This window comes from Paenibacillus sanfengchensis, from assembly GCF_036864765.1.
In the GTDB taxonomy this organism is placed as follows: Bacteria; Bacillota; Bacilli; order Paenibacillales; family Paenibacillaceae; genus Fontibacillus; species Fontibacillus sanfengchensis.
On the sequence record NZ_JBAGJC010000016.1, the window covers coordinates 60,926 to 86,518 of the forward strand.

Annotated in this window: 18 protein-coding genes; all 18 read right to left on the reverse strand. The window is 52.3% G+C overall.

Annotation, left to right across the window (positions count from 1 at the left end):
• Positions 1-23: 23 nt before the first annotated feature.
• Positions 24-773, reverse strand: a complete 750-nt coding sequence (locus V4U84_RS23130; protein WP_334078046.1) for a hypothetical protein — start codon at positions 771-773, stop codon at positions 24-26.
• A gap of 12 nt (positions 774-785) precedes the next feature.
• Positions 786-1,748 (reverse strand): hypothetical protein, encoded by a 963-nt coding sequence (locus tag V4U84_RS23135; protein ID WP_334078047.1) that lies wholly within the window; start codon positions 1,746-1,748, stop codon positions 786-788.
• Between the two features lie 24 nt (positions 1,749-1,772).
• On the reverse strand, positions 1,773-5,075 hold the full coding sequence (locus V4U84_RS23140) for a fibronectin type III domain-containing protein (protein WP_334078048.1): 3,303 nt from the start codon (positions 5,073-5,075) through the stop codon (positions 1,773-1,775).
• A 24-nt stretch (positions 5,076-5,099) separates the two neighbouring features.
• Entirely contained in the window at positions 5,100-9,335 is a 4,236-nt protein-coding gene (locus V4U84_RS23145) for a fibronectin type III domain-containing protein (protein WP_334075564.1), read from the reverse strand.
• 441 nt (positions 9,336-9,776) lie between these two features.
• Positions 9,777-12,275, reverse strand: a complete 2,499-nt coding sequence (gene spoIIE / locus V4U84_RS23150; protein ID WP_416367290.1) for a stage II sporulation protein E — start codon at positions 12,273-12,275, stop codon at positions 9,777-9,779.
• Between the two features lie 372 nt (positions 12,276-12,647).
• The gene (locus V4U84_RS23155) at positions 12,648-13,127 is read right to left on the reverse strand and encodes a S1 domain-containing RNA-binding protein (RefSeq protein WP_334075566.1); all 480 of its coding nucleotides are present in this window, start codon (positions 13,125-13,127) and stop codon (positions 12,648-12,650) included.
• Between the two features lie 116 nt (positions 13,128-13,243).
• The gene (locus tag V4U84_RS23160) at positions 13,244-13,594 is read right to left on the reverse strand and encodes an FtsB family cell division protein (protein WP_334075567.1); all 351 of its coding nucleotides are present in this window, start codon (positions 13,592-13,594) and stop codon (positions 13,244-13,246) included.
• Between the two features lie 17 nt (positions 13,595-13,611).
• Positions 13,612-14,202: a spore cortex biosynthesis protein YabQ gene (gene yabQ / locus V4U84_RS23165; protein WP_334075568.1), complete on the reverse strand. Its 591-nt coding sequence runs from the start codon at positions 14,200-14,202 to the stop codon at positions 13,612-13,614.
• Positions 14,199-14,480: a sporulation protein YabP gene (gene yabP / locus V4U84_RS23170; RefSeq protein WP_334075569.1), complete on the reverse strand. Its 282-nt coding sequence runs from the start codon at positions 14,478-14,480 to the stop codon at positions 14,199-14,201. The genes yabQ and yabP overlap by 4 nt, the downstream gene beginning before the upstream one ends.
• A 133-nt stretch (positions 14,481-14,613) precedes the next feature.
• A complete protein-coding gene (locus V4U84_RS23175) occupies positions 14,614-14,895 on the reverse strand; it encodes an RNA-binding S4 domain-containing protein (RefSeq protein ID WP_334075570.1) in 282 nt (93 codons plus the stop codon).
• Positions 14,895-15,167 carry an HU family DNA-binding protein gene (locus tag V4U84_RS23180; RefSeq protein ID WP_148454242.1) on the reverse strand — a complete coding sequence of 91 codons (273 nt, stop codon included), beginning with the start codon at positions 15,165-15,167 and terminating at the stop codon, positions 14,895-14,897. The genes V4U84_RS23175 and V4U84_RS23180 overlap by 1 nt, the downstream gene beginning before the upstream one ends.
• 165 nt (positions 15,168-15,332) lie before the next feature.
• Positions 15,333-16,847, reverse strand: coding sequence for a bifunctional methyltransferase/pyrophosphohydrolase YabN (gene yabN, locus V4U84_RS23185; RefSeq protein ID WP_334075571.1), 1,515 nt, complete (start codon positions 16,845-16,847; stop codon positions 15,333-15,335).
• A 121-nt stretch (positions 16,848-16,968) separates the two neighbouring features.
• Positions 16,969-18,621 carry a putative polysaccharide biosynthesis protein gene (locus tag V4U84_RS23190; RefSeq protein ID WP_334075572.1) on the reverse strand — a complete coding sequence of 551 codons (1,653 nt, stop codon included), beginning with the start codon at positions 18,619-18,621 and terminating at the stop codon, positions 16,969-16,971.
• Between the two features lie 132 nt (positions 18,622-18,753).
• The gene (spoVT, locus tag V4U84_RS23195; protein WP_334075573.1) at positions 18,754-19,296 is read right to left on the reverse strand and encodes a stage V sporulation protein T; all 543 of its coding nucleotides are present in this window, start codon (positions 19,294-19,296) and stop codon (positions 18,754-18,756) included.
• A 313-nt stretch (positions 19,297-19,609) separates the two neighbouring features.
• Entirely contained in the window at positions 19,610-20,680 is a 1,071-nt protein-coding gene (locus V4U84_RS23200; RefSeq protein WP_334075574.1) for a peptidylprolyl isomerase, read from the reverse strand.
• The gene (gene mfd, locus V4U84_RS23205; protein ID WP_334075575.1) at positions 20,667-24,191 is read right to left on the reverse strand and encodes a transcription-repair coupling factor; all 3,525 of its coding nucleotides are present in this window, start codon (positions 24,189-24,191) and stop codon (positions 20,667-20,669) included. Before mfd ends, V4U84_RS23200 begins: the two co-directional genes overlap by 14 nt.
• Before the next feature lie 260 nt (positions 24,192-24,451).
• Entirely contained in the window at positions 24,452-24,682 is a 231-nt protein-coding gene (locus V4U84_RS23210; RefSeq protein ID WP_334075576.1) for an anti-sigma-F factor Fin family protein, read from the reverse strand.
• Between the two features lie 88 nt (positions 24,683-24,770).
• The gene (gene pth / locus V4U84_RS23215) at positions 24,771-25,331 is read right to left on the reverse strand and encodes an aminoacyl-tRNA hydrolase (protein WP_334075577.1); all 561 of its coding nucleotides are present in this window, start codon (positions 25,329-25,331) and stop codon (positions 24,771-24,773) included.
• Positions 25,332-25,593: the final 262 nt, after the last annotated feature.

Here is a 25,593-nt window from a genome sequence, read left to right on the forward strand (position 1 = left end):
CTAATACGATGCTCCAAAAATAATCAGTAGGACGAGTAACGCCCCGCCCAGGCTTTCGCCATAATATCCGTCTGCGTCCGGCCTGCCTTCATTTGGGACACTACTTCTTGAGGCTTCAGTCCGACCTTCTGCGACAGTACAAACGCTTCGGCTACTTTCTCTTGCGGAAAAGTAGTAGTAGAGAATTTCTCCAGTTGTGCGGCCGTTATTTCAACGCGGGGAAGTGCCGAAGAACCGTTAACAATCCCCAACTCCGCGGCGATATCCTTCCACTTCTTTCCACTTTCCAGCTTGGCAGACAGCATAGAATCCATGGGTTCGCCGGTGACGAAGGATAACCGGTCGGCAATCATAATATCGTCTGCGCTGATATTGGCGGCGGATGTCAGGCTCTCCAGGTATTTCGTATCGTATGTACGGGGGACGAACCCATCGTGATCCTTCAGTGAATCCGCAAATACTTTTGCCCAGGAATCTCCCCCCTCTTTCCGCTTCACAAGAGGCTCCAGTTCATCGATCTTCCCGTATTGATAATAAAGAAACGTATAAGCGACCATAAGGTCACGTCGGCTGTGCTGTTCTCCGCGCAAACGTTCAAGCTCTGCCCGGAATTTGTCGTGGACATCAAATTCATTTAACCATTCCTCATAACTCTGCTTTGGCGCAGCTCCGAGCAAGCCTCCTTGCGCCAGTACCCGACCAAGCTGAACCAGGCCGCCAAGCAGCAAAACAACAAGCAAAACGACAACAACATGCTTTGTTCTATGACTCATAAACTAGCCCCTTTACGGCAAATTAGGATTCAACGAATCCAGCTCTTCCTTGATTTGATCGCCAGGGTTTACCGGCTGAACATGGGGAGCCTCCGGCAGAGCGAAATCCGCGGGCCGGGAAACGATACTATCGCCGGGCAAAGGAGTCCCTGTTCCGGAAGGCTGAGGTATTGCACTGTCTTCTTTACCGGAAGACTCCAAACTATGCCGATTCATTCGGCTAAGAAGCGACTCTTCCAGAAAACCGGCTGTCACTAGCAGATCCGGAGTCAGTCCGGCCAACTTCTCTTGCTTGCTCTTCAGATAAGCATCCGGATCATCAATATATTCTTTCAAATCAAGCTCTAGCTGAAGCGACAGTAGATACTCGTCCATAATCACCGTCTGATCATGAAATACTTGCTCCAGAACAAGCAAGTAATAAACGGCCGAGACTGCATCGTATTTCCCTGCAACGTTTTGAAGCGCCTCCAGCCTCAAATCCTCCTTCTTGAAAGGATCGGCTGGCTCCTTTACAGGCATAGAAAAGGATCCTGTACTTTTTTCATCCCTCGCAATTTCCCTGAATTGGAATTCCACCCGCTCCGCAAAAAGACGAGCAGTTTGAATCTGCCGATCGCTGTAACCCGAATCTTTAAGCTTGGCAACCGTATCCTCCATATTCGCTGCAGTTAAAACAGAATTTCGCGTTTTTCGCGACTTCTTGCTTGTCCCCGCCTTGCCCTGCACTCGCTCAAGCACCTCGTTCCACGATATCCCGGTCTCTTTTAGCCTTATAATCTCTTCTGCCTCCACGCCCGTCATATTCGAGATATCGGCGGCGATTCGGATATCCGAATCGCCGATGGAATGATCGTTACCGCTTGCGTTTTCCGTCCCCCGATTTGCTATGGGATAAACGAAAGATGTAGCAATTAACACCGGAATAAGAATAGATACGACTATGCGACGCTTTCTCTTACTTATAGGCATCATGTTATCAACCTCGCTATTTCACGGTTATTCAACCAGAACATTAATCGTGGACTGACCGTCGATTTTGGATTTGAACACCAATGTGGATACCTCTCCCGACCAGGAAGTCCCCGGCACGATATTATGCTTGAACGTATAGGCAACTCGTCCTTCCTCGTACGTGACCTCCAGTTCCGAGCCTGGAATGGAGCCGGAGGTCGTCAAATCCGGCGTGGGAGTATACTGGAAAAGGTCGACGACCTCAAGCTGATTTGGATCGTATTTGACAACATAGGTCAGTTCACTGAAGTCCTGAACGTTAAAGGCCAGTAAGGACAGGTTAAAAGATTGGCCCGCGCGGACGTCAACCACATAATTCGGGTTTGTCGTGCTCGCAATCAAAGCCGGACTCCATGCCGTAACTCCTGTTCCGTTCTTTGCCCGCAGCCGGTAAGTATGCGACGTTCCCGGCATCAGATCCTGATGATTGTAAGTATCCAGATTACCGGCGTCAATCATCACTCCATCCACCTCGAGATCGTAGCCGGTCGCTCCATCCACCCGCTTCCACGACAATTCAATGGAATCATTCGCAGGAAAACCGCTCAAGTTTTCCGGCGCGTCCGGAGGATCGGGCAAAGTGGAAAGCGAGAGTACCGCCACCCATATGCCGGGCTTGTCATCCTGCTTCAGTCGAATCCGGTACGTATGGAATTCTTCGGCTTGAAGACCGCCATGATGAAAAATAGTGTTGTCGCCGTTATCGCTCATCCGCCCGTCAACTTCAATCTCATATTTTGCATTTCGGGCAACCGTGTCCCAGGAGATCGTAATCGACCGGTTTGTTACAACGGCTGCCATATTGGTAAGCGACATATCGGTCTCGCCCGCGTCGGCAGGGAAAGTGGCCATGGCCGCAGGATTCGTCCAATCGCTGTACCCGCTAATATTGCGGGCCCTGATACGATAGGAATGCGAGGTTTCCGGATTCAGACCGCTATGAACAAATTGGGAATCGCTCACCGTCACAATTTTTGCGCCATCAATTTCCACTTCGTAGTCTTCCGCATGTGCGACCTGATACCACATCACCGTAATCGTATTCTGTTCAGCCGTTGTCATCACATTGGTCGGCTTTAAAGGTCTTTCCGGGTGCGTCGTAACTGTCAGGGGCGCGCTCCATAAGCTTTTGCCGCCTGCATTCACAGCGCGGACCCGATAGGTATGCCCACTGAGCGGAAGCAACCCCTCGTGCAGAAAGCTCGTAGCCCCCTCATTGTTCAATATGAGACCGTCGGCTTCCACCTCGTAACCGGTTGCTCCCTCTGAAGCTTTCCATTGAATTGTGACTTCATGGATAGCTACTGCCGAGGATAAACCTTCAGGTGTTTTCGGAGGATAAGGCAGTGTTTGAACGGTAACCGGCACGCTCCATTCCCCGACTCCTCCCGAATTCTTCGCGCGAACCCGATAGGTATGGTCCGACTGGGCTTCCAGACCGCTCTGAACGAATTTCGTCTGCATGTCTCCCTCAATCACCGTTCCATCCGCTTCAACGTCATAACTCTCCGCGCGCGCAACGGAATCCCACGTGATAGTAACCTCGGTCTGAGTCGGCCGGGCTTGAATGTTGGCTGGAATCCCCGGCGGATCCGGCAGCGTGAATACCACTACCGGCTGGCTCCAGTTGCCTGTCCCCCCTGCATTGTTGGCCCTCACCCGATAAGTGTGCCGCGTATTCGGAGCAAGTCCGCTGTGCGAAAAAGTCGCTGAAGCACCAACGCTTATGACCGAGCCGTCCGCTTCCACCTCAAATTGTGTTATTCCCGCAACAGGCGGCCAATTTAGGCGAATCGAATGCTGTTCCGCGTTAGAGGTGATGGCCGAAGCCGCTGGCGGGGCCGCCAGTGTGCTTAGGGAGAGCGTCGCCCCGAAATCAGTTTCCTCACTGTTCTGATTTCGCGCCTTGGCCTGAAAAGAGTACTCTGTATTTGAAGTCAGGCCTGTAACGGTTATTTTCTTGTTCGTTGGCATGATCCAGCTCGGTGCCGTCGTCAAGGTCCCCGTCCCGCTCACATATAAAGCCCCAGACCTTACCTGATAAAAGGTTGAAGCCGGATTACTGTCCTGCAATGACAGTACTGCCGACGTTTCTGAAGCCTGCTCCCTCCCAAGTATTGGAACCTGGCCCTTTGTCCAGACAGTTTCAATTTTTTGGGCGATATGACCAGCTGCATCGCGGGCTTCGAATACAACGGTATAGGCTGTATTGGGAACCAGATTGGAATGGGTGAACGTCGTGGCGCTTGTCCATGAGCTTGGAAGCGATCCAACGGTGTAACGATACGGAGCGGTACTTAAACCGGAACCGCTGTCGGTAGCCGATCCTGAGATCTGAATCGTTGTCGCCGTTGCTGCCGTCCGGATGGTCCCCAGAGTCGGGACGGACTTGTCCACCTTGACGGTCACTGTATCCTGCACCGTATCCGACCCATCGTATACGGTAAAACGAAACGTATGATTACCTTCGGAAAGTGTGCCGATATTAAGCGCATTGAAGCTCACCGTTTGGGCGGTCATTGTGTTGGACACCGTTTTTTTGTCACGAGGCACCGTTTCCGAATCGACATAGTAAGCCAGTTGCAATGTGTCGCTGTCCGGATCGGTTACTTTGACCGAAGGAATAAACGCCGTGTTTAAGTCGCTTAACATTTGCCCAGACGACGGATTAATAATTTCGAGTGTCGGTATCCGTTGAATCTGTTCAAAAATACGGGTCAAACTTGTGCTGAAATTGCTGTACAAGTCTAGATACATGCCGCCGGTTTGATCCGATAACTGCTTGAATTGACTTTTTATCTCGTCAATACCGATAGTTGTAAGTTTAATTTTCATGCTGTTCATATATTGAATTACGCTGGGAACCGTGTACCCCTGGTCGCTGGTGACAACCTCATCCCCAATTAGAATAAAGTATTTGCTTGCATTAACGTCGAAGGGGTAGTATTGGGCAGCATTCATAATCGCATCGAGGCCGTTCTCGGTGCCGCCATCCACGCTGATTTTGCCGAGTTGAGCCTTGAATGTATTCACATCGCTGGTAAATGCATACCTTGTGGATGTCTCTTCATAAGAGACCAGTCCCAGGCGGTAGGAAATTCCTCTGGCCGCCAACATATCCGCAAATGCGGCAACATTGTCCTTCACCGCATTGATGGAGGATGCCATACTTCCGGATCTGTCGATCACAAAGACGATATCGATGCTGCTTTTTGCCAGTGTGGTCGATGGAACCGCAAGGGTTGAAACGAATAAAAGCAAGCTAAAAATCCATGACAAACGCTTCAACATATCCACTCCTTCAATAACAAACTACTCCACGATATAAGTAATACTGGAAGGGTTATTCGTTTTGGCAAGAAAACGGATTCCATTCACGAACGTTTTACTTCGATCATGCACCCTAATTACAATCTCTCCGGGGTTGAAGCGTTCAATAGTCATTCCGGCTTTCTCTATAACCCCTGTAGTTAGTTCAATGTCTGGCGTCACGGCGCTTAAGTCTATCATTTCAACCTCATCCGGTTCATAGGTAACAACGACTGTCCGCTCGGAGGTACCTGCCTTCTGCGGAGCCACAACGACGAGATTGAAAAAATTATCCTTGCCGACATTGACGATGATTTCGGATACTGTCTTCTTCTCAAGGGCGGCTGACCACTCATTCTCTTGCTCACTGCTGTGGACACGGACGCGATAGATATGAATCGTGTTCGCCTCCAAGCCCTTATGGGTATAACTGGTCGCCATAATGTTCGGTACAATGGACCCATCTATCTCCAGGTCGTAGCCTTCACTACCCTTTCCGGCAGTCCACTCCAAAGCTATGGAATCCGTTGTGGATGTAGCTGAAATAAATTCAATCACTTCAGATGTAGTGGCAAGGGAAACTGGCTTACTCCATTCACTGGTTTCAGCCTCGTTTTTTGCCCGAACCCGAAATGTATATTGCGCTCCTGGAGACAAATTCTGATGCAAATAGCTCACAGCTTCTCTGTTATCCTTGACTTCTCCGTTGATCTCAATATCATAGCCGGTGGCTCCTATGACCTCATCCCATGACAGGAAGATTTTGCTTGTGTAAGATTTAGCTTCCTTGATCACCGGAATACCCAAAGCGGCAGACTTCGTGAAGGCGGAACTCCATGTCCCGGCCAAATTCCCATTCTTGGCCCGGACCCGATAGACATGCCAGGAGGAAGGAGCCAGACCGCTATGAATATACTGGAGAGTATCGCCGACATCAACCATTTCACCATCTACAACCAGATCATATCCCGTTGCCCCAGCCACTGGATCCCAACGAACCGTTATCGTATCCGTGGTCGTTTCAAAGCGAATATTGGACGGAACCCCCAGTGCTGTGACTGCCGTTACTTTATCACTCCAAGGACCGATTCCTCCCTCGCTACGGGCCCGGACCCGATATTCGTGCTCTGTGAACGGCAAGAGATCAGGGTGGACAAAGATAAGCTCAAGACCGTTGCTAATCACCGTTCCATCCACCTCAACATCGTAACCCTTGGCCCCTATGACAGGATCCCAAGTAAGAGTAACCACCGAATCGGTAGCGATAGCCTGCAAATTTACAGGAAAGTCTGCCAGAGTTGTAATCATTAAAATATCGCTCCATTCACCGAAAACTTCTCCGCTTCTTGCTCTTACCCGATAAGTATGGTCTGTGTCAGGCGGAAGTCCTTGATGAATAAAACCATTGTCAGCTCCGGTATCATGGATGACTCCATCCACTTCAATATCGTACCCGGTTGCCCCCGGCACTCTATCCCATGCAACAACAATCCCCTGGCTCTGGGGCTCTGCCCCAAAATTTTGCGGTATCGAAGGCAGCGTTACAGCCCTCACCAGATCGCTCCAGGGACCGTAACCTTGCGCATTGCCGGAACGAATCCGGTACGTATGCTCCGTATTGGGCTCCAGCCCCTGATGCAAATATTGCGTACCTGTGACCTGGATTGAATGCCCATCTACCTCCAGTTCATACCCTTCAGCTCCCGATACCGCATCCCAGCTCACCTGGATGGAGATATCCTTAGCCTTGGTTTGTAAAACTCTGGAGGACCCCGGCAAGGTCGTTTTCGCCAGAACTTCACTCCACTTGCCCGCACCGCTAGAGTTTACTGCACGGACGCGAAATGCCCGTTGTATGTTCGGATTCAAATCCTTTTCGATATATGTCGTAAGATTGTTGGTACTAACTATGTCCCCGTTTGTCTCGACTTCATAGGATACCGCACCGATCACTTCATCCCATTGCAGCCGTATTTGCTCACTCGTGGCATCCAGCCGAATATTGGCGGGTATTCCAGGAAGCGTCCATAGCTCGGTGACCTTGGACCAATTTCCGTGAAGGGCTCCGGCGCTGGCTCTAACCCTGTATGTATGCTTCGTTCCGGAATTTAATGGCTCATGTACATATTGATTCTGTACATCCAAACGTTTAATCTCGCCATCTATTTCCACTTCGTATCCTTCCGCATTGAAAGCATCCGTCCAGACAAGGGCAATATCCCGATCCGAAGGGACAGCCGATAATTCCGGTACGGCAAACGGAGTCAGTTGAGCCTGAGGAACTACCTCTTCCTGCACCATACCGCTGCTCCATGACAAAACCGCTTTCGGCTGATTCCGATCAGTCGCAAACTCCATTTGTATATCGTAAAGACGCCCGGCTTCCAGCGATACCGTACCTTTCTGGCGATCGTTCCCCCCGGACTTGTCCCATGCATCAATCAGCAGTTTACCGTTGACCCAAAGCCTTACACCGCCATTAGCCTCAGTGCTGAATGTGTACTCCTCGGTTGTATAGGCTTCAATCATGCCTGTCCAGCGAATCGAAAGCCCTCCATCGTTCAAATCGGGTGAAGAAACAGGGAGTTTTCCGTTGAGGTTAACATTGGCATCCAACAGCGTGATTTTTTTGCCTCGCAAATCTTCCTCCACAAAGTACTCCGCCTTTAAACCATAAGGAATATATTTAAGCTTGGTTTGGCCTTCATGGACATCCCCCGAGCTTACTACAGGCTTTTGATTGGAGGTTATACTGCCTCCGATCGCCCATACGCCCCCGGTATGAACATCAAGTTGATTATTGACATGGACATCGTTGGTGATAAATAGGTCCCCCTGCCCCACTATGATCCGAGCTTTATCATTATTTGATATCAAATTCCCCACGATCATTTCCTCGGTGATATTCATGTCTACCTTCGTATTGATGTGCAAGCTATTCTCAACAATCAAGCTTTTAGCACTAATATCTAGTTGACCGCTGTTATAGATCAATTTATCTGTAACGAGTTCATCTGCCACCTTCAGAACAGAATTCTGATTCAAATGAATAGTCCCCTCGACCCGCAGGTCTGCCTTAACTGCCGCATCACTATCATCGGCAGACTGAACGATAATCCGCCCCCCTTGATTGGCATTCAAATCACCTCGCACAATCAAGGTACCGTAGACAGTTATCGTTACTGCTCTGTTTATATTCAGCCCATTCGTAATTAAAAAGACAGGCCGGGAAGGGGAACCGAACGTGACGGAATTGTCCAAATTGAGTTGACCCGTATGTATGGCGGCTACTGGTTCAAAGCTTCCATCAATTGCTGTGGCAATTGCCTCTGCAGAGCCAGAGCAGGATACAGCTTGCTGCTCATACGGCTCCCAAGCCTGTTCAAGCTCATTCAAGCGTTCGTTTAGATAACGCCGAATTTCTTTGCTTAATCCGGGAACAAGGATTGAAGGGACCGCATTATGTTCATTATTTTGAGTGCCTGAAAGAATAATCTGATCGCCAGGCACCTTGTTTTGCTCCGCAGGCAAACCGATATAAGGCGGCTTCATTTCTCGGGTAACTTTTTCAGACGCTCCAGAGGGCCTGATCTCCAAGTATTGAAGAGCCGTTGTGTTCGAATAGTCATCATGGTGCAGGGTAAGCCTTCCGTCTCTTACAATGACCTTTCCAGCGGCAAGTCTGGATTCACCCATTGGAACTTTTACATGGTCCCAAATTACGGTATCTTCAGCATATAACGTGTTTATGCTATCAAGTTCCTGGTCACCAACTGCAATTTTTAGATCATAGCTTCCGTTGGGTATTTCAATCTCCCAGACAGCTTCCGCCTTCATCCGAATAAAAGAGTTTTCTAGTGGCCGGCCATATGTGCTGGACACAACCGTCACAGCGGTATGCTCTGCACCCCATCCATATTTTGAGCCGCCCTGTTCCTCAAATACGTAACCGTAATCCGGTAAATATCCACCCGTTTGCTCCGCTTCTGGAGAAAGGAAATCAATTTTTATGGCAGTGCGAGAATCGGCCGAATCTCCATATGTACTGTCTGTCACTGTTATGGCGGTGTAATCGGTAATCTCTTTGGAATCGCGCCCGCTCTGCCTCTCGTAACTGCTGTTGGAAGGCGAAAGAGGTGATGTCGAAAAAGCGTAAGCTTCCCCTCCCCAAGGTAAGGAAATTTGAGTAATAACTACAAAGCATAAAACGGTTGCAATCACTTGAATAAATTTTCTCATTCGACAATTCTCCCCAATCCGGAAAGGATAAAAAAAACAAGCCCATCAGATAATCAGGCTGCCAAATTATTGCGAGACAAATATCCCACGTCCGCAGCTTTACGAACCCGACTTTAGGCGGATTCTATCATTACCCTTCGGCTTGAATTTGATAGTACGGAACCTAATATATAGTTCTTTTTTCTCATATTCTACATGATTCCACATTTTTCCTCTATTGTTTTTTTGTATATTCTTACTGTGTTCTTTATATTATTTTAAAGTTTTGTCACAATCCCTATTACTTAGGTAATTGAGTTTCAACTCGCTATCGACTCCCATATCATCCAAGCTCCTAAACATTTCATACCGTTTGCTTTCATAGCTCCCTGCGTTTCCCCTGGACTCAGTTGAAAAATTCAAAAAAAAAAGAACCTGGGGCTTTCACCCCAAGCTCTCTTTCTAACTCACCGTCCGCGGCCGCTCCAATCGGCTCAGTCCCGGAATGTGCAAGGTTGACCATTGCGGCAGAAAATGATCGACTTTCGCCACCGCTACGGTCATATCGTCCTGGATGACATTTTTCTGGTAGCGGATAACGGATTCCAGCAGACCGTCGGCGATATCCTGCGGATCCTCGGACCGGATTTCCTGGATCAGCCGCTTGATCCACAGTTCCTTATTGACCGCGTACCCCGGCGCGTCATAGACACCGTCCGTCATCATGATCAGCGTATCGCCCGGATACAACTGCACGGTCACCAGATCCACTTCAATATCCTGTATGATGCCAATCGGCAAATTGCTGGCCGTGATCGGGATCACTTCGTTTCCGCGTTTGATAAAGCTCGGGGAAGAACCAATTTTCAAAAAGGTGGTCCGTGCCGAGTATTCATCGATCAACGCCATATCCACCGTCGCGTACACTTCATCCGGGGAGCGCAGCATCAACACGGAATTGACGGATTTAATCGCCAGCGTCTCATCCATTCCCGACTGCAGCAGCTGCTCAAGGATGCTGAGGGCGGTGCTGCTTTCCAGCCGGGCACGCTCCCCGTTGCCCATACCGTCGCTCAGGGCGACGGCGTACGTCCCGTTCCCCAACTCCCTGGAGCTAAAGCTGTCTCCGGACAGCATATCTCCTCCTTTGGCCGCGCCAGCCACCCCGGTCGTAATTTCATAGGTCTTGGCCGAACCGAAAGTCACCGTCGCCAGACCGTCCCGTCGGTCCGACATCACCTCCCCGACCACCGCGATATGTTCGCCCAAAATATCCGACAGCAGCGGAGCGATAATTTTCCGGCACTCGTCATAACCGCGGGTATAGGCATGCACAATTTCAATCTCCACGTTGCCGTGATCCAGGTTGACGATATCGATGTTGTGGATGGACAAGCCCATTTTTTCAAGAGCCTCCCGAATTTGTTCCTCCTGCTTGTACAAGGCTTGTCCTTCCCGCTGGATTTCCCGGGCCAGGTCCTCCATCACCTGGGACACGCCGGAAAGCTGCTCCGCAACCAGCAACCGGCTGTCGTATATTTGCCGTTTCCAGTGCATATCATGTTGGTAGAGATTATACTCCCGCTTCATCAGTGCAAGCACCTGATCGGTTTTGGTGCATAGTTTATCCCACTTCGGCGGCAAGTCCTCTTTGGTGATCTCGGGATTCTCTTCAACGGCCGTCATCATTTCGGTCATATATTTATAGGTTTGATAGAACTTTCCATCCCAGCAGGCATTTCGGCGAAAACAGGTCGCGCAGGCGCTCTCCGTAACCGCATTCATAAAGTGATCGACTTCTTCACCGCGCTTGGCGATTTCCCCCGAGCTCGCGATTTGCCCGAAGCTGCGCGACAGTTGCTTGAACACCTCGGAGAACTGGGCGACCCGGCCGGCCGTAATTTCCCGCATCCGCTTGGCGTACTCATGCTGGGTGTTCGTATGATCCTGCGTCCCGGGGACATATTTGGCAATGGCGCTGATCACGCTTCTCGGGGTCAGCAGGAAGAGCAGGACTGCCCCGCAGCTTTCCCATGTGGAGGACATGACTTCAGCCGGACCCGCCAAGTAGATGGAGAGGATGGAAGAGCCCAGCAGCATGCCAAAACCCACCGCCCAGCGCCGGCCCTCCCGCATCATTCCCGCCAACATGCCGGAAAAAGCGAGCAAACTCATCTGGTACAAGGCCGAGGTATCCGCCAGGCTAAGGATCAAACCCGTCACAACGCCTACCGATGCGCCAAGCGCGGCGCCGCCGACCAGCGCAAACAGGAGGATCAGATACCTTGTCAGGATATGTTCAATTGAAAGGCCGGACACCTCCCAGCCCACCGTACCGGTCATGATTGAAGCGAGCAAAATGACCAGGCAGACGATTTCTTCGGTGCGCAGTTGGTAATTTCTTTTTCGATACGTGAACACGGGGACCGCCTGGATGAACACCAGAGTGAGCACAAAGCTGAGAACCGCATCCATGACGGTCATGACCAGGGCGTACCAGGTAAGCGAAGGCCCGATCACAGCCGTAAACAACAGCGCGAAAAAAGTACTCGTAAATACCATCAACGGAGCATAAGATAGCTCAGCCCGTTCAAACGACTCCATCCCTTTATGGATGAGGTAAAAGATAAGCAGCTCCGCCGCGATCACGGCAGCGTGAGGTCCGGATACAAACAGGGCCCCGGCAATCATGACCGCTCCCGTCACCACGGCGATGTCCCGCCGCATAAACATCATCACCGCAAAAAAGGCCGCGGCAAAAGGGGCCAGCTCGTCCAATATCGTCGCCTTGCCGAGCAGGAAGCTCATCAGCAGGAATAAACCGTTCCATTTGTTGGCCGCAAACATGCGGCTGCACGCCGCTACGAGCGGAATCTGCCTCCACCCGTCCCAAGAAACCTCTCCAGCTTGTCCTTTCGCCTTCTTCATCCCTGGAAATGGGATCACGTTCCATTTCTCCATCACCTGGCACCGCCTTTTCCAATTTTGTAAGGTATGTCCCATTATAGAAGGGGGCAAGCGGAAAGTTTGTCATATACCGGAAACGGGAGCAAAGAATTTTCCGACAAATTGAGAGCGGTTCACGAATCTGCGCGAATGCAGGCCTCCCAAGCGGATAAGCGAGTTTAGGGGATGTTGTGTTCGCATAAAAAGCAACAGGAAAAGTAACCAATATCTGTTAATTAGTCCAAGAAGTTCGTGAATTGCGTTGTAACCTGTCGGTTAAAGTGGGTAGACGACAAAAATAGAATTCTTCGAGCGGATTTCGCGAAAAAACAAAAACCGCAGGCACGGTATGCCTGCGGTGGTTCATTATTCGCTTTGAGTATTACACTACATCCGTTTGGCTCCGCGTCCTCCGCGTTTGCCCTCCGTGTTCTTCTTCAGCGAGGAAATGCGCTCCTCACTATCCTTAAGGAAACGGGAAACTTTATCTTCAAAAGAAGCCTTGCTCGGTTGCGGCTTAAAAGGGCGTCCTCCCCGATCTCGGTTAAATCCGCCGCCTGGCCGGTCTCCGTCTCTTCCACCCGGACGATCGGTGCGCGGTGCGCGAGGCGGTCTGGTTGCCTCTACCGGTTTGTCAACCGCTTGCTTAATGGAAAGTCCGATCTTGCCGTCCTTGTCGACATTGATTACCTTAACGGTAACCATATCGCCAATCTTCAGATGATCATTAACGTCTTTAACATAATTGTCGGCGATCTCCGAGATGTGAACGAGACCCGTGACACCTCCTGACAGATCCACAAATGCTCCGAAATGCGTGATGCCTGTCACTTTTCCTTCTAACTTGGTGCCCACTTCAATTGACATAAAATAAAATGATCCTCCCTTAAAAATATACAGCCAGGCCTCGAAATCATGACTGCGGTGATTTGATTATACATAATGACTGAAACAAGGTCAACAGCCGTATATCCCGCATGGCATCAGTCATTTCCGGACTCTGAGCCGGAGACGCGCACCGGAATTTCCCCGGGTTTGTAAAGCCCGTACTTTTTCATAGCTATTTGACCGATGTACTCGGGATCCTTAAGGCGGCTCAATTCATATTTCAACTGGTTGAGCGTCTGTTCGTTCTCGGCTTTTACGGTTTCCCGATCCGCCAACTGCACCGATTTCTTCCCAATTTCTCCGGATTGGGAAATAAACGTGTACCCCGCCCAACCGAGAAAAAGCACCATAAATGCGGCCCAGATCCGGAGACGCCGGCTCGCCCCTGCCGTTCTGGCGGGGGTCTGATTTTTTCTATGGGATGTGTTTGCCGCTGCTTCGCGCATGGGGCACCTCCAGTCATTTATTCATCTTCATCCGGTTTGTCTGGTTTACGGAACCAGCGGTTCCAAAAGTCCGTTGCGATATTTCGCACAGCCCGTAGCCTGTCCGGCAGACGCAGCGGTTTCCATATAGGTCTTGTGGCCCAGGACAATAATTTCCAAATTGGGGACAGCGTAACCCTCCCCATAAAAAGCAGCACGATCCAAGTAAAGCCAAGAAGCAGTTTTAAGCACTTCAACAGCCATTTAAGCGGTTTCACCACTAAAATAATCATCAATTTCAGGATTATCTCGTATACCCTTTGGACTACCTTCATTAAATTTACCACAAAACGTTCCGTTATAACACTGAGAAACAAAAAATGAATCCAAACGCCTATAAATAATCCAAGGAATACATAAAACCGGAGCTCTCCCTGGTTGACATGATACAGCGTACGGAACACAAACAAAGAAGCGGCAAGCCAATAAAAGAGGTCGAGCATATGCACGCTCCACCGGGGAAAGCGGAGCTGTCCCGATACGACCCGGTAGCTGTCGTAAGCGATGCCCAGAATGCCCCCGCAAACCAGCATCCACAAAAGCGTTGCCCACTGTGTCTGCAGATTCATCGGAACAGCTTGCTGAGCAGGCCTTTGCCGGACGAGGAGGACCCGGGATCCAGATAGGATAGCGAGTTGACAAGCCCTTCAATGCTGACCAGCCCCTGCTCCAGGTTCAAATTCTTGATATGTAAATTCTGACCGCGAATCGTCAAATGCCCCAGTTCCGTTTGAAGCAGAAATTCCTCACTGTCAAAGCTCTCCACATTCAGGACGCCCGAAATCTCCAACAGCTTTCTGTGGAGCAAGTGGAGCTCCTGTCGCTTTCCTTTTCCTTGGTCGATCATGGCATGTACCCCTCCTTCTTAACACTAGCTTATGGGAGGGGGGTCTTGTTTAGAACCGATGTAGGGGAATAGCGTTCCTAAACACAAAACGCGCCCCGTTACAAACGAACGGAGCGCGTTACTTATCTCTCGCCTAGTTCCAGTCCAAGCCGGAATCCTTGGCGATCGGTTCTTCCTTAATTAAGGTATACAAGGTGGCAGCCTCTTCCTTGCGAGTGGTCTCCGCCAGGCGTTCGACGCGGACCGTCACCAGCTTTTGGCCGAATTGTACGGTAATCTCGTCGCCTACCTTCACGGTGCTGCTCGGCTTGGATTCACGCCCGTTGATTAAGACTCTCCCTTGTTCGGAGACATCTTTCGCCACCGTGCGCCGCTTGATCAACCGGGACACCTTCAGGAATCTATCAAGACGCATTATTTTACAGCTTCTTTAAGTTTGTTGCCCGCTTTGAAAGCTGGAACATTGGATGCCGGGATTTCGATCGTTTTACCGGTTTGCGGGTTGCGGCCGGTACGACCGGAACGTTTGCGGGTTTCGAACGTGCCGAAGCCGATCAATTGTACTTTGTCTCCGCCAGCAAGCGCCTCGGTGATTTCGCCAAGGAAGCCGTTCAATACAGTTTCAACGTCTTTTTTAGTCAAACCGCTCTTGCTGGAAATGTTGTTGATCAGATCTGTTTTGTTCATTTAATAATGCCTCCCAATAATAGAAAAAATAGATGGATACTACCGGCCTAATCCCTCATGGCATAAGGCCGCGTGGATATCTTTGTATGAGTATTCTGCCTTGAAACCCAAAATCCTGCCCGGTGTATAACTTTTTTTTGCTTTTTCGCAAAAAAAACACGTTTTTTAGGGAGATTTTGGCGATTCCCCGGCCTTTTCGGCCGCTTTGGCCTCGTCCCAGAGCGCGTCCATCTCCGCCAGACTGCTTTCGCCGGGGGTCTTCCCGGCTTCGCGCAACCGTTCTTCCACATAGCTGAAACGTCTGACAAATTTTGCGATGGTCCGCGACAACGCCTCTTCCGGGTCGGCCCCGATATAGCGTGCGGCGTTCACCACAGAGAACAACACATCGCCGAGTTCCAGCGTCTGCTCCTCCGCCGACTGCCCTTCCGCCACGCTCGCCCGCAGCTCGGCCAGTTCCTCCTCGATCTTGGCCCATACCCCGTCGATGGATTCCCAATCAAAGCCGACTTTGGCCGCTTTTTTCTGCAGCTTGTAGGCTTTCATCAAGGCCGGCAGATCCCGCGGTACCCCGCTGAGCGCGGACAGGCTCTCGGGCTGCATCCCCTTTCGCCGCTTCTCCTCCGCCTTCATCGCTTCCCAATTCTGAAGCGCCGCCTCGGCATCCTGGGCGTTTAAATCGCCGAATACGTGAGGATGACGGAACAATAGCTTTTCGTTAAGCTCTTGGATGACGTCATAAGCCGTGAACATCCCCGTCTCTTCTTCCATTTGCGAATGAAGCATGATTTGCAGCAGCAAATCCCCCAGTTCCTCGCGCATATGGTCCGGATCATCCTCGTCTATCGTCTCCAGCACCTCGTAAGTTTCTTCGATCAAGTTTTTGCGGATCGATTGATGCGTTTGCTCCCGGTCCCACGGGCACCCCTCCGGACTGCGGAGAATCGCCACGATTTCGTGCAGCCGCTCAAAGCTGCGGATCCGCAGACGATCGTCGCCGCTTGCCGGAACGTAGACCAGCGACAGGTTTCCGTAACCCTCGATCCGATCCAATTCGTACAGCGGAATCCGCAGTACCCGCTCCGCATTCGCTACCCCGAGCGCATGTCCGACAACGACCGGATAATCATCGGGGTATACTTCCATCAAGCCAAGCTTGACTTCCGAGGCGGTAAACACGTCATAAACCTGGCCGATGAGGGTATGACGCCGCGGATCGATCCGGATTTGCGACAAGTCGGAAGCATCCAGCAGCTGGAATCCCTCAATCGGGTCGAAGCCAAGCCGGATGAAAGCCTCGTCCATAAAGCTTTCGCCGCCCGTGATCCGAAGTTCCACACCCTCTTCGGCACAGCGTTCGCGCAGCAGCTTCACCGTCGCTTCCGCGACCATCGGGTGACCGGGTACGGCGTACAATACCGCACGTCCACCTTCCGACAAGGCCGCCCGGAGTAGCCGGTCGGCAATTTCCCGGTATACCGAGGGGAAATCCGCCATCGCCTCATAAACCTCATCAAATGACGTAAAGCTCACCCCGGTTTCCTCCAGCCAGCTTACTACGGGGTGATCTTTCGTCCGCACATACCGCTCCCCGGCTTCCTGAAGCAGCTTCAGGCTTCCCAGCGTCAGCCGGTCCGGATCCCCCGAACCCAGCCCGACAACCGTAATTTGTGCCGCCATTCGTTCGTCACACTCCTGTCTCTTTTCCCGGAGGAGATACAACCTCTCCTCCTAACTATATCACTCCAAGCCCCTGCGGCAAAAATAATCGCCGCGCACCGGCTCCGGGCGGCGCGCAGCGCTATCGCATCAGCCGCAGCTTCCGAAGCGCACGAAGAAGCTTCGGCCCGACCCGCGGCACGGCCGCGAGCTCGGCCGCGCTGATCAAGCGCGCCCGCACCACCGCGGCCGCGAACACGGCTGCGCCGAGCGCCACGCCGAGCAGGCTCTCCGCCAGGGCCGCCAGGCGGCCCGGCGGCAGCACGGCGTCCAAGCCGAGGCGCAGCAGCAGCACCACGGCCGCCATCGCCAGGGCGGCCGCCCCGGGCCGCAGCGCCGCGTCCCGCAGGCGCGGGCGCAGGCCCGTGCGCCGCAGCAGCAGCGCCAGGTTGAGCGCTGCTGCTGCGCCATAGGCGGCGATGCCGGCGATCGCCGCGCCGCTGATGCCGAGCTGGGGCACGAGCAGCGCGTTCAGCGCCGCTTTCAGCCCCGCCGCGGCCAGCAAGTGCACCGCCGGGGCTCGCACAGCGCCGAGCCCCTGCAACAGGGCGGCTGTGATTGTCACCAGCGCGCCCGGCGCGGCGGTCCAGGCCACCCAGGCCAACGTTCCCGTCCCCGTGCTGTCTTCGTACAGCATCACGTTAACCGGCTCGGCCAGAAGCGCTAATCCCGCCGAGGACGCCAGCCCGATCAGCCAAAACCAGCGCAGGGCCAGCCGCGTCTGCCGCGCGATCCCTTCCCGGTCATCCCGCAGGTTCATTTCCGCAAGAAAGGGAATAAACAGCACGGAGAGGGAAGAGGCCAGCATGGTCACCAGTTGGACCAGCGGGATGCCCCGGTTATAAATGCCGACGTCCACCATCGCTTGCAGTTCATCGCCATGGCCCGCCAAAAGCCGGGGCAGCGTAAACGTGTCCACCAGGCTAAGCAGCGGAATCGCCAATGAAGCCAGGCAGATCGGAATCGCGTAGCGCAGCATTTCCCGCAATAGGCGGAATCCATGCGACTGCACCCCAATGGTCGGTTTACCGAAGTCCCCGCCTTTATTCGCGCCTTCCTCTTTTCCGGCAGCAGATCCGGCCCATTTTCGGTGCCCCCGCCAATATCCCAGCATCACCGCTAGTCCCGCCGCGCCGCCGACAGCCGATCCGGCAAGAGCCCCGCCGGCAATCACCGCCTCCGAGCCGCCGGCCCCGGTAAAATAAAACAGCAGGCCGATCATCACGGCCACCCGGACAGCCTGTTCGGTCACCTGGGACACCGCCGTCGGCATCATATCCTGAAGCCCTTGAAAATATCCCCTGAGCGATGCGCTAAGCGGGACAAAGAGCAGCGCCGGAGCGGCACCGCGGAGCGCCGGGACCAGATGGCTGTTTCCAATCCAGCCGGCCAGCAGAGGCGCGCCCAAATACATCAGAACAAAGCCCATAACTCCCAACATCGCCATGACCAGCGTGGCCATGCGAAGCACTTCCCGCTTACCGCTCTCTAAGCCCAAGGCATGGCGTTCGGCTACATATTTGGACACCGCGGTCGGGAAACCTGCCGTTGCCAACGTGATTAGAATTGTATAAAACGGGTAAACGGTGTTGTAGATACCAAAAACGCCGTCTCCCCCGATGTTTTGCAGCGGTATTTTCTGCAGCGTCCCCAGGAGTTTGCTAAGGATGGCCGCCACACTCAGCACGGCCGCTCCTTTGAGCAACCGTGAGGATGAAGTTTCACGTTCGTTCATAACCTACCCACTTTGCGGTTTCGTCATAGATTCCATTATATGACGAAACCTGCATGAAAAAAACACTCCCCGCATCCGGACGGCGTACCGTCCAACTGCGACAGGAGTGTGCTTGATTGCCAAAATCCCTTGTTACTGCTCCATTTGCTTGCCCAAAAATCCGGCGGCCGTCTCGGCCATTTTCGACTCAAGCGCCGACATTTTTACCGATTCATCCTTATTCATCAAGATGACGGCACCGATCGGGTCTCCTCCGGAAATAATCGGAGCAATCACAAAAGAGGACAGGGTCTCCGAGTGATCCCGGACGATTTCGTAGCTTCCGGTATTCGTCTCCAGTTGAATTTTCCGGTTTTCCATACTGCTCTCCAGCATCGAACTGATCGGCTTGTCCAGGTATTCCTTCTTCGATGCCCCCGCTAAGGCAATGATGGAGTCCCGGTCGGAAATCAGGGTAATATGGTTGGTGCTTTCGTACAGCGATTCCGCATATTCCTTGGCAAAATCCCCCAGTTCCCCGATCGGCGAGTACTTTTTGAGGATCACCTCACCGTCGCGGTCCACAAAGATCTCCAAGGGGTCACCTTCCCGAATCCGCAAGGTACGGCGGATTTCCTTAGGGATAACCACACGGCCCAAATCATCGATACGGCGTACAATTCCAGTAGCTTTCATGTCACATGTTGCCCCGCTTTCTAAAGAAGTTTGAACTACTGATTGGTGAATATTCATTTACCCTTCGGTATGTTATTACATCATTGCCGGTAAAAAAGTTGCGGTAGGTTCATTCTGATCTTACACCGCCGTCGGCTGATTTGGTTAGCAAATGGAGGGATTCGGTTCTTGTGATGACCATAGTATTCATCCCTTCCCAGCAGCTTATGCATGCTAAATTACTCATTCAATCTGTATAATTACCACAAAACAAGAACAGCAAAACAGCGCGGATTTCTCCGCGCTGCCTGAATTCGGCCCGTAGCCGGTCTCGTTATTTGCCTCCGGTTTCGGCATTACCGCCTGTCCCGGTTCCGGTGCTGTTTCCGCCCGCGCCGTTACCGCTTTGACCGGCATTCCCTCCGGTTGCCGGGTTAGTCGTTCCGGAGTCCTCTTTTTTCTCCGTCTTAGGCAGGTTGATCTTCTTAATGATCTTCTTCTCCAGATCTCCCGCCATGAACTCGTCCAACTTTTGGGAGGCTGCCGCCAATTTGATAAGGTCTTTCTCATTTGCGGTAAGATCCTCAAATTTCTTCTCGGTCCGTTTTTCGACTCGCATGATATGGTACCCGAAGGAGGTCTCGACCGGTTCGCTGATCGTGTTCAGCGGAAGGGTCATGGCTTTCTCCTTGAATTCGGGCACCCAACCGCTAAGCGGATAATCCGCATACAGGCCGCCGTTGTCTTTGGAGCCAGGGTCGGTCGAGTATTTCTTGGCCAACTCGGCGAAATCCTCCCCTTTTTCCAGCCTGCTCTTGATTTCATTGGCCAGCTTCAGGGCGTCTTCCTTCTTGACTTCCTTGCCCTCGGCATCCTTAAACCCGATCAGGATATGGCGGACGGAAGCGGTAATGTAATCCTCTTTCGTGGCTTCGAATTCTTTCTTCACGTCAGCATCGGTTACTTTGACGGATTGCGTCTCCAGAACCGTGTAATACCGAATCATATAATTTTTGATATCGTCTTCGGTAACTTTCTGACTGCTCAGCATTTCTTTGAATTTGGCGTCGCCGTAGTAGCTCTTCATGTTGTTAAAAGCCTCGGTCCCTTTTGTCTTTCCGGTTTCCTTGAACTTGCTGTCCGCTTTGGCGGCCAGGTATTTATAAGCGATTTGCTGTTTCAGCAAATATTCCTTGTATTCGTCCATCTGCATGAACTGCTGCGTCATCGGGTCCGAAACGGCCAGCAAAATCCGCTGCTCCAAATCGAATTCCTTGGCAGTGATCTTCCCGCCCTCGTACGTAGCTACAACATTGCTCCCGCAGCCGGCCACAATAGCCAATGCCATAACCAGCGTGAGTGCCAGCAACGGCGTCTTCCAAGAACGGCCTTTATTTCGAAACATCTTGTAGTTCCCCTTTCGCTTTGAACGAATCCTTCAGAGCTTCCAAAAATTGCTCCAGCAAGCCCATCATTTCTTTATCGTCCATTCCCTTGATTTTAATGCGAATCAGGATTTCCGATCCTTGGTTAAATTGTACACGTCTTCCGAATAGATTTCCAACTTCAGCGATTTTGGCCGGAATCATCTCCCTTTCGCGGCCTTCATAAAACTTCAGGACGATCTCTTCATTCCGCAAGTTGATGGACTCTATGCCGTATTTTTTGCCGTACAGCTTGACCCGGGCAACAGCCAGCAGGTTCCGGACGGCTTCAGGAAGCTCGCCGAAGCGGTCGAGCATCTCATCCTCCAACTCGGCCACCTCCTCAAAGGTGGAAGCGGAAGCGGTTTTCTTGTATATTTCGATCTTCTGGATGCTGTCGTAAATATAATCCGAAGGCAGGTAAGCATCAATGCCCAGATCAATCGTCGTACTCCATTTCGATTCATCCGGTTCGGTTTCGCCAAGCATCGTCACCTTACGCTTCTGAATCTCTTCCGCGAGCATTTGCGAATACAGATCGAAGCCGACGGATGCGATAAAGCCATGCTGCTCCGCCCCAAGCAGATTTCCCGCCCCCCGGATCGACAGATCGCGCATGGCGATTTTGAAGCCGGAACCGAGCTCGGTGAATTCCTTGATGGATTGTAGTCTTTTCTCCGCAACTTCGGTAAGCGACTTGTCCTTCTGGTACGTGAAATAAGCGTAAGCGATTCGATTGGAACGGCCTACACGGCCCCGCAGCTGGTACAGCTGGGAGAGGCCCATCTTGTCGGCATCGTGGACGATCAAGGTGTTGACGTTCGGAATGTCCACGCCGGTTTCAATGATACTGGTGCTGACAAGCACGTCGTATTCCCCGTCCAGGAAGTCCAGAATCGTCTTCTCGAGCTCCTGCTCGGACATTTGCCCGTGTCCGATCCCCACGCGGGCATCCGGGACCAGCATGGAGATTTGGGCCGCCATTTCCTGAATCCCCTGTACGCGATTGTACAGGTAATAAATTTGCCCGCCGCGCGCCAATTCCCGCTCGATGGCTTCCCGTACCAGGGCCTGACTGTGTTCCACCACATAGGTTTGTACGGGAAAACGGTTCTCCGGCGGCGTCTCGATAACCGACAGGTCTCTGACGCCCAGCATGGACATGTGCAGCGTTCTCGGAATCGGCGTTGCCGTTAACGTCAGAACATCCACGTTGGTTTTGAGCTTCTTCAGCTTTTCCTTGTGCGTTACGCCGAACCGCTGCTCCTCATCCACAATCAGCAGACCCAGGTCCTTAAACACCAGATCCTGCGAGAGCAGGCGATGGGTCCCGATGACGATATCCACCGTTCCCTGGCGAACCCCTTTAATCGTTTCGTTTTGCTCTTTACGGCTGCGGAACCGGCTCAATGTCTGAATATTGATCGGATAGCCCGCAAACCGCTCCCGGAACGTTTCATAATGCTGCTGCGCCAAAATCGTCGTCGGCACCAGTACGGCCACCTGTTTACCCTCGATGGCCGACTTGAAGGCAGCCCGGATAGCGACTTCCGTTTTACCGTAGCCCACGTCGCCGCACAGCAGCCGGTCCATCGGCCGGGACTGTTCCATGTCCTTCTTGATCTCCTCGATCGCCCGCAATTGATCGCGCGTCTCATCGTAAGGGAACATGGCTTCGAATTCCTGCTGTTCCGGCGAGTCCTTCTCGAACGCGTAACCGGGTGAAGCCTGACGTTCCGCATACAGCTTGATCAGATCATCGGCGATATCCTGGACGGAGGAACGCACTTTATTTTTGACCCGGGTCCATTCGTTGCCCCCGAGCTTGTAGATCTTCGGCTCTTTATCCTCCGAACCGACGTATTTCTGAATCATATCGATCTGTTCGATCGGCACGGAGAGCTTGTCGCCGCCCGCGTAGAGAATATGCATGTAATCCTTGTGGATCCCGCCGACCTCCAGGGTTCCGATCCCCAGATACTTCCCGATCCCGTGGTTCTGGTGAACGACATAATCGCCCACTTTCAACTCGGTATAGCTTTTGATCCGCTCCGCATTGTCCATATTCTTGCTGACTTTACGGGCTTTCCGCTGCTTCTGGGAAAACATTTCGCCCTCGGTGATGACCACGAGATGAACGGAAGGAAGCTCAAAACCCGACTGGAGGTTCCCCTGCAGCAGCGCCGGCTCTTCGATACCGTAGTCCTGGAGTACCCGCCGCATCCGTTCTATACGCTCTTCTCCGCTGGCCAGCATCATGACGTTGGCCCCGCTCTTCTTCCAGCGCTCCATTTCCGCCTTCAGCACATTCATTTGGCCATGGAAATCCTGCATCCCCCGGCTCACAAAATTGATGATGTTCTGCGGCTGCGTATGGGGGACCTGACGTAAGAACAGCGAGAAGAACAAAGTTTGAAACGGCCGTTGATAGAGCACCTCACCACCCTCCCGGGCAAGAGGAAGCTCAGGCAGGCTTTTGCCGTTCTGGAACAAATGCAAATTCCACTCGGCCTCATCCCGCTCCAACTGGCGCGACGTTTCCAACAGCCGGGCCGGTTCGTCCAGGATCAGCAAAGTATTCTCCGGCATGTAATCGTACAAAGTGTGATTCTCGGGATATATCAAAGAAATATATTTATAGATTTCCGGAAAATAGACATGCTCCCGCATCCATTCGATTTCGCGGGAGATCTCTTCGTCCAGCTTGTTTTTAGCCTGACGGTCGGTCATTTTTTCGAGCTGCCGGTCAAGCCTCTCTTTGGCCGCCTCAGCCGCCCGCTCCAGACGCTCGCGGGTAGCGATGAGTTCTTTACAAGGGGTTACGTCGACTTGCTTAATTTGTTCAATGGAGCGCTGATCGGCCGGATCGAAAGTACGGATCGAATCGATTTCGTCATCAAATAATTCTACCCGATAAGCCAGGTTCGAAGTCAGCGGATAGAAGTCGATGATCCCCCCGCGGATACTCATTTCCCCGCGTGATTCCACGCGCTCCACCCGCTCGTAACCCAGCTCGACCATCCGCGCGAGAAAATCATCCAGCACCAGCGTCCCGCCCAGTTCGATCCCTAGCCGGGCCTTCGTCATCGTCTCCGGCGTGGGTATAAACCGGCGGACGCCGGAATAAGGCACGACGACAATGCCCCGGAAAGACCCGGCGCACTGCAGCAGTACCTCGATACGTTGAGCCAGGGTCTCGGGGCTCGAGACGGCCGCTTCCGCGGCAACCAGCTCATTGGCCGGATAGAGCATCACCTGCTCCGGTGACAGCGCTTCCTGCAAATCTTCGAATATTTTCTGGGCGGAGAACATGTTATGCGTGACGACCAGCAAAGGCCGATTCGTTTCCTGATGCAGTGCCGCCAACGCGACCTGCCGCGAGGACCCCGATAAACCGGAAATCAACTGCTCCTTCATTCCGGCACTTACCCCTGCCACCATGGAGGTGAAGTCCGAGTCCCGGGAGAATGCTTGAATAAGTGCTTGTAACAATGGAGGCACCTCTCTCATTTCGAATTGCAATATTTTGTAGGATCGTTTTATATCTATTATCGACAAACCCAAACGGTTAAAGTTAAAGCTCCTGCCGATTCTCTATAAGCAGCCTTCACCGGTGTGAAATCTATGATGTCAAAACCGGCCATCATGTCTTGTCCCCTGGACTCGCGGGGCCGGACTCAACCAAAAAGGAGCCTCAGCAATGCCAAGGCTCTGTATCCCATTCATCAGGTAGCCGCAAATACCCTCCGCAATCATTGCAAGAGGTTCGAGAGCAGGGTAAGCTCCGGATTGTCCTTGAGAGCTTCGCTGCAGTAATCGCAAGTTACCCGGACCGTTGTTTCGCCGTTCGAATCATACGCTATTATATCCCGCCGCTCTTCGGGGGTCAAGGAATGGAAGCCTAGCTGGGCTTCCGTAATCCCGGGAGAATCGATTCTACCAATAAACGTGCGGCAATGCCTGCAAACATAGTTTATTGCCATGTATATGCCTCCTGAAGGTTCGTTATAACCCTCAGTATGCCCAAACGGCCGCCCTTTTAGCCTCGAAGTTCTTCTCGGGAACAAGAGCTCACCCGTTGAATTTGGCCATCGTCTGCTCATACGTGTGATCGAGACTGTGTTCCAGCGCGTCGCATGCGGCTTCAATCGACTGTTTGAGCAACGGCGCGTCTTTTTTCGCAAAGGGGGAAAGAACATAGTCAACGATCGGATAGCCCGGTTCGGGCCGGGAAATGCCCATCCGAATCCGGTTGAAGGTCTGCGTCCCCGTATGCTGTATGATGGACTTGATCCCGTTATGTCCCCCGGCGCTCCCTTGGTACCGCAGGCGGTTCCGGCCGATCTCCGTGTCCAGGTCGTCGTATACCACGATCATGTCCTCCAGCGGGACTTTATAGTAATCCATAAAAGCGCGGACCGCTTCGCCGGACAGGTTCATGTACGTCATCGGTTTGATCAACGCTACCTTTCCCCCGGGAAGCATGCCTTCGCCGATCAAAGCCTTGCATTTGCTCTGCTTGATGGCGATGCCGTGCCGGCGGGCCAGCTCGTCCAGTGCCATAAAACCGATATTGTGTCTGGTATTCTCATATTTGGACCCCGGATTGCCGAGGCCTACGATCCATTTCATTTGTGGTCCTCCAATATTTAATTAGGTTCATCATATCACTTCATACTATCGATAGCGTCTCGCACACTAACGGGAAAATCTCCCGTTAATGTACCGCTCTTGGCCCTTGGATCGAATTTAACTGGAAAAGCTCCATCTATTTCGCGGCCTTCTGGCCGATTATCTCCCATTTTAGGCGAATTAGCGGGAGGTTTTCCAGATAAATCGCTTCTCCAGCCGCACAAGCATCAAATTAACGGGAAGAAATCCCTTTATTTCAACC